Consider the following 7,046-nt stretch of genomic DNA (forward strand, 5'->3'; position numbering starts at 1 on the left):
GGGGCCCGCGGGGGCCCCGCCCCCCCGCGGGGGCCCCCCCCCCCCCCCCCCGCGCCCCGGGCGCGGGGGGCGCCCCCCGCCGCCCTGCGCGGGGGCGGCGTCGGCCGCGGCGACATCGTGCCCGTCGCGTCCGGCCGGGGCGCTGCCATGGTCGCCGGCTGGCTCGGCGTGCTCCGCGCCGGGGCCGCCTACCTGCCGATCGACATCGACCTGCCGGACGAGCGCGTCGCCTATCTGGCCGCCGACAGCAAGGCGCGGGTGGCGCTGGTCGACGCGTCTGCGGGCGCGCCGACGGCGGCCTTCGACTCCAGCGTGACAGTGCTCAGCATCGACGATCTGCCGATCCCGGTTCCGTCCGTGGACCCGGAGCCCGCCGCGGACACCGGATCGGCCGACGCGTCGGCCGCCGGCCCCGAACTGGCCGAGAGCGACCCGGCGTGCGTCCTCTACACGTCCGGCAGCACCGGCCGGCCCAAGGGTGTGGTCATCGATCACGGGACCCTGCTCCAGGCGGCGCTGCGCTGGTGCTGGCTGTTCCCGTTCGACCGCGGCGACCGCATCCTGTCGGCTGCTTCCGTGTCCTTCGACGCCGGCAACGCCGACATCGCCGCGGCGCTGGTGTCCGGCGCGGACCTGATACTGGCGACCGACGCGCAGCGCCGCGACCCGGCACTGCTGGCTCCGCTGCTGACCGGCGAGCCCGGCCTGAACGCGCTGTTCGGGACCCCCAGCGCCGTGCACGCCGCGCTGACCGATGTCGCCCCCGGCACCGGCCGGGTGCGGCACGTCGTCATGGGCGGCGAGGTGCTCACCGGCGGCCGGGTCCGCGAGGCCCGCGCCAAGCTCGGCTGTCGCGTCACCAACGTCTGGGGCGTCACCGAGGCCCCGGCGATCACCACGACGCACACCGCCGACCCGGACACCGACCCGGAGCTGCCCGGCATCGGGACGCCGGTCCCGAACACCCGGGTCTACCTGCTCGGCCCTAACCTGGAACCGGTGCCGGACGGAGCCGTCGGCGAGCTCTACATCGCCGGTGCCGGGGTCGCCGCCGGATACTTCGGCAGTCCCTCCCTGACAGCGCGGCGTTTTCTCCCCGACCCCTGGTCCGAGATCCCCGGCGCCCGCATGTTCGCCACGCGCGACCTGGCGGTCCTGCGGCCGGACGGCGGCCTCGAATACCGCGGCCGGGCCGACCAGCAGGTCAAGGTGAACGGCAACCGCGTCGAACTCGGCGAGGTCCAGGCGCTCCTGGAGGCGGTGCCGGGCGTGCGAAGCGCGGCGGTGCTCGCCGACCGCGAGGCCGACCGCGACCGGCTCGTCGGCTACGTCGAGGTCGACGAGTCCGCTCCGCCGACCGCCGGGCGGGTCCGCACCGCCCTGCGCCGATGGCTGCCCGCGGCCGTCGTCCCCACGTCGGTCCGGGTCGTCGCGACCATGCCCCGCTCCGCGCACGGGAAGCTCGACGTCGCCGCGCTGCGCTCGGCCCCGTGGCGGGAGCCGGCCGCCGCGGCGGACGAGAACGGTCCGAACCCGGCGGACCGCACGGCCGACCACGAGCTGTCCGTGCGCCTCTTCGCCCGCGCCCTGGGCCGGGACGAGGGGACCGCCGACTTCGCGGCGGACGCCGACTTCTTCGCCCTCGGCGGCACATCGATGGTCGCCGCACGGATGATCACCGAGGCCCAGACCCAGGACCGCCCCGCTCTGGCGCTGCGCGACTTCCTCGCCGACCCGACGGTCGGCGGGTTCGCCAAGGCACTGGCCGCCTCAGCGTCCCCGACATCGGAAGCAGCCGTTTCGGAAGCAGCCGTGTCGGAAGCAGCGGCACCGGGAACCGCGTCGCCCTTCGCCGCGCCGCCGGACGCCGGATACTCCGGCGGAGCGGGCGACACGTTCCCGGCCGACAGCGCCCAGCGGCGGCTCTGGATCCTCAACCAGGTTCCCTCCTATCAGACCGCGTACCTGATTCCCGGTGTGCTGGAACTGACCGGACCGGTGGATCCGCAGACGGTGTGCTCGGTGGTACGGCGGGTGCTGGAACGGCACCCCATGCTGCGCGCCCGCTTCCAACTGGCCGCCGACGGCCGCGGCGTCGAAGGCAGGCTCGGGCCCCCGCCCGAGGTCGGCCGCCTCGATGCCGCCGGCTTGGACGACGCGGCGCTCGCCGCTCACATCGACGCCCTGTGCGGCGACCCGTTCGACCTCCGCAACCAGGCGCCGGTGCGGGCCGAGGTGATCACCCACGGGACCCGGACACTCCTGGTGCTGTGCGCCCACCACATCGCCGTGGACGGGGTGTCGCTTCGCCTCCTGCTCGGGGAGATCGCCGCGACGTACCGGGCCCGTCGATCCGGCGCGCCGGACGCCGCGCTGCCCCCGACCCGGCTGCCCGCGCTGCCCGCGACGACCCCAGAGCGCACCGACGACCTGGTCGCGTCGCTGCGCGGCGCGCCGACCGACGTGCTGCTGCCGCACGACCGGCTGCGGCAGCAGACCGCCGACACCGCCGCCGCCTCCTGCCCGGTGCCCCTGGACCCCGCGGTGGCGGCCCGGATCGCGGACTTCGCAGCCGCCCACGACGTGAGCGTGTTCATGGTGCTGGCGGCAGCGGTGGCGGTCGCCCTGGCCCGCCGCTCCGGACAACGCGACTTCCTCCTCACCTCGCCCTGGGCCGGCCGGGAGGACGCGGACCGCGCCGAGGCGATCGGGATGCTGGTCAACACCCTGGTCCTCCGGGCGGACCTGAGGGGCGCGCAGACCTGGACCGACGTCCTGGCCCGTGTGCGGACCTCGGCGCTGACCGCGTACCGGCACGCCGACGTGCCGTTCGACGACGTGGTGGCCCGGCTCCAACCGGAGCGGGACCTGAGCCGGCCGCCGCTGACCCCGGTCGAGATCTCGCTGTCCGACGGCGTCCTGCCGCCGATGGACCTCGGCGCCGACATCGCAGCCCGCTGGCTGCCCACCGGGTTCGCGCGGGCCAAGTACGAACTCGTCGTCGACGCCCAGACCAACGGCGCCGGGCTGGACCTCGCCCTGGGCTACGTGACCGCGCTGTTCGACGCCGCCACCGCAGCCCGGATCGCCGCCGACCTCGGCGATGCGCTGACCGACCTGGTCACCGCCCCGACCGCCGGGCTCGGGCTGCCCGAGACCGGCCCGGCCCTGCCGGTGGCGCTCGGCGCGCTGCCCGGCGCCCCGGACCGCACGGTGCTGATCCACCGCGACACCGAGCTCACCCGCGCCGAACTCGACGCCTGGGCCTGGGGCGTGGCCACGAGGCTGCGGGCGGCCGGGATCGGTCCCGGCGACGTCGTACCGGTCGTGGCCGGGCGCGGCCCCGCGATGGTGGCCGGCTGGCTGGGCGTGCTGCGCGCCGGGGCGGCCTACACGCCGGTCTCCACCGACGTCCCGCAGCCCCGGCTGGAGTACATCGCCCGGGAGGTCCGAGCCCGCGTGGTCCTCGCCGACGACGGCGCTCGTACCGCCGTCGACGACCTGGCGACCATCGACATCACCGGCCTGAGCGGGCCGGCGACCGCGCCGCCGCCGGTCACCGGGACGGATCCGGCCGCGGTCCTGTTCACCTCGGGCACCACCGGCCAGCCCAAGGGCGTCGTGGTCACCCACGGAAATCTGACCTCGTACATCGCGGCCATGCACGGGACGTACCCGCGCCTGGTCGGCACCCGGCACCTGCTGGCCAGCACCGCCGACACCGACTTCTCCGGCACCGTCGTACTCGCCCCGATCGCCACCGGCGGGTCCACGGTCATCGCCGATGACGCCGAGTGCCTCGACGGCCGTCTACTGGCCGACCTGATCCGCCGGCACCGGATCGAGGTCGTCAAGCTCACGCCCTCGCACGCGGCACGGCTGCTCGACACCCCGGTCGGCGCCGCGCTGCGCGATGCCGACGTGCTGGTGCTCGGCGGCGAGCCGATCACCGCCACTCTGGTCGGGGCGCTGGCCGCAGCACGCCCGCCGGGCACGCTGACGATCAACCACTACGGCCCGACCGAGACCACGATCGGCGCCGTGACCCACCTGCTCGACCCGGGCGTCCCCGAGACGCCGCCGGTGGGCCGGCCGCTGCCCGACGTCAGGATCCTGGTCCTCGACGAGGACCTGCGTCCGCTGCCGGACGGCGAGGCCGGGATGCTCTGGATCGGCGGCCCGCAGGTGACGGCCGGCTACCTGCGCCGCCCCGCCGAGACGGCACGCGCCTACCGCCTCCTGGCCGCCGACGCCGGGGCCGGACCCATGTACCGGACCGGCGACGTGGCGGTCCGGTCGGCCGACGGCACCATCCGCCTGCACGGACGCGTGGACGACCAGGTCAAGATCCGGGGCTTCCGGGTCGAGCCGGGCGAGGTCCGCGCCGCCCTGCTGGCCCTGCCCGAGGTACGGCAGGCCGAAGTGTTCGGCCACGAGGGCCGGCTGGTCGCCTTCGCAGTGATGGAGGGGCGCCAGGACGCGGGCGGGGCGGACGTCCGGGCCGGCGGCGAGCCGGGTTCCGGGGCGGACGGCAGGCCGGGTTCCGGGGTGGACGGCGGGCCCGACGCCGCGGTCGGCCGGCACGTGCTCGACCGGCTGCGCTCGACACAGCCCGGCCACCTGGTTCCCGAACTCCTGGTTCCCGTCCCGGCGATTCCACTGGCCCGGACCGGCAAGGCGGACCGGGCGGCTCTGCGGGCCCTGCTGACCGGCGCACCGGGCGCGGTGCCCGGGGCAGAGCATCAGGCCTCCGTTTCGCCCGGGGCCGGGGCATCCGGCCCGGCCGCCCGCGAATCCGGACTGGAGCAAAAGATCCGCGCCATCTGGTGCGCACTGCTCGACCGGCCGGAGGTAGGGCTCGACCAGCCGTTCTTCGAGGCCGGTGGCAACTCGCTGCTGCTGATCGCGCTCCTGGAGCGGCTGCGCGGACTGGGCGCCCGGGAGGTGGCAGTCGGCGACTTGTTCTCGCACGTCACCGTACGGGCGCAGGCCGCACTGCTGGCCGGGGACGACCGTCAGGCCGGGGGCGAGCTTCATGCCGATGGCGGGCGACCCGCCACGACGGGGCGGCGGGCCGGCCTGACGGCCCGGCGGAGCCGGGCGCGAGCGGGGACAAGTCAAGACAACGGGGTGCGAGAGTGGTGACTTCACAGACCGACATCGCCGTGATCGGCGTCGCGGGCCGGTTCCCGGACGCCTGGCTGCCGGCGGAGTTCTGGCAGAACGTCCAGGACGGACGGGTCTCCGTCCGGGAACTCGATGACGAGGAACTCCGTACGGCCGGAGTGAGCGAGGACATGATCGCCGCGCCGGACTACATCCGGTTCGGTACACCGCTGCCCGGCTACGACCAGTTCGCCGCCGACTTCTTCGGCATCACCCCGGCCGAGGCCGAGGTCACCGATCCCCAGCAGCGACTGTTCCTCGAAGCCTGCTGGGAGGCGCTGGAGGCGGCCGGGCACGCCGGCCGGAGCCGCGAACGCCTGGTCACCGGCGTCTACGCCGGGGCGAGTTTCAGTACCTACGCGATGGCCCAGTACCTCGCGCGGGCGCGGGAGACCGGGTTCTCGGCCTTCTCCGACGGGGACATCCGCCGCGGCAGCCTCCCCGACTTCCTCCCCGCGGTCGTCGCCTACCGCCTCGGTCTGCGCGGCCCGGCGATCTCGGTCCAGACGGCGTGCTCGTCGTCGCTGACCGCGGTGCACCAGGCGGTGAACGCGCTGCTGGCCGGAGACTGCGACCTGGCGCTGGCCGGCGGCACCTCGACGGTCCACCCGCCCGACGGCCACCGGCGCGACCCGGCCGGGATCATGTCGGACGACGGCCAGTGCCGCAGCTTCGACGCGGCCTCGACCGGCACCACCGCCGGCGCGGCGGTGGGCGTCGTCGTGCTCCGGCGACTGGCGGACGCGCTCGCCGACGGCGACCCCGTCCTCGCGGTCGTCAAGGGCAGCGCGGTCAACAACGACGGCCCCGACCGGCCCGGGTTCACGGCGCCCAGTCCGGCCGGGGTGGCCGACGTGGTGTCGACCGCTCTGCACACCGCCGACGTCTCGGCCGACCGCCTGATCTACGTCGAGGCGCACGGCTCCGGCACGCCCCTGGGCGACCAGGTGGAACTCCTCGGCCTGACCCGCGGGCTGCGCCGGACCACCGCGCGCACCGGGTTCTGCAGCCTGGGCTCGGTGAAGGCGAACATCGGCCACTGCGGCTCGGCGGCCGGGATCGTCGGCATGATCAAGGCCCTGCGCATCGTGCGGACCGGCGAGATCCCGCCGCTACCGCACCTGCGCACCCCTCGCGATCCGGGCCTGCTGGCCGAGAGCCCGTTCGTCCTGGACACCGTGGCCCGACGGAACGCCGCCGACGACAGGGCCGTACTGGTCCACTCGATGGGACAGGGCGGGACCAACGTCGCCGTGGTGCTGGAGCCCGCGCCGGAGACGGTCCGGACCGACCCGTCAGGCGCGGCCGACACGGTCGAGCCACCGGTTCGGCTGATCCTGTCGGCGCGCACCCGGGCCGCCCTGGACGCGGCATCCCGCGAGCTGGCGGACGAGTTGGCGGCCGGCCGGCACCGGCTCCAGGATGTCGCCCACACCCTGCGCGTGGGGCGGCGGCACTTCGAGCATCGCCGGGTGGTGAGCGGCGACCGGTCGGCACTGATCGCCGCGCTCCGCGTCCCCCGCCCGCCCGCAGCGCGGACCGCGCTGGTCGAGCCGCGCTCGGCCCAGGTCGTCCGGACCGGCGACGGCGCCCGTCCGACGCTGATCGCCGACGCCGTGGCCCGGGCGCTGGGGCGTCCGGTGACCGTCGCGGACACGGCCGCCGGGCAGATGCCGCCTGCCGAGCGCGAGTTCGTGATCGTCGTCGGCCCCGGCGTGGCCGCCGCGCACCGCCACGTCATCCAGTCGGCGACCGACGCGGACGACGGCGAGATCGCCGACCTGGTCGACGCGGCCCTGACCGCCGCGTGGCTCGACGGGGTGGGCGGGGGCCGGGCCGCCGCCGCCCCCCCCGGGGGGGGGGGGCCCCGGGGGGGGCGC

Annotated in this window: 2 protein-coding genes; both read left to right on the forward strand. The window is 75.9% G+C overall.

What is annotated here, in order from left to right; translation table 11 throughout:
• Positions 1–84: 84 nt before the first annotated feature.
• Positions 85–5,145 (forward strand): amino acid adenylation domain-containing protein, encoded by a 5,061-nt coding sequence (locus ACFWYS_RS06365; protein WP_384764678.1) that lies wholly within the window; start codon positions 85–87, stop codon positions 5,143–5,145.
• On the forward strand, positions 5,142–7,046 hold a 1,905-nt coding region (locus ACFWYS_RS06370), incomplete at its 3' end, for a beta-ketoacyl synthase N-terminal-like domain-containing protein (RefSeq protein WP_384764142.1). The genes ACFWYS_RS06365 and ACFWYS_RS06370, both read left to right, overlap by 4 nt.

The organism is Streptomyces sp. NPDC059010 (assembly GCF_042740355.1).
GTDB lineage: Bacteria > Actinomycetota > Actinomycetes > Streptomycetales > Streptomycetaceae > Streptomyces.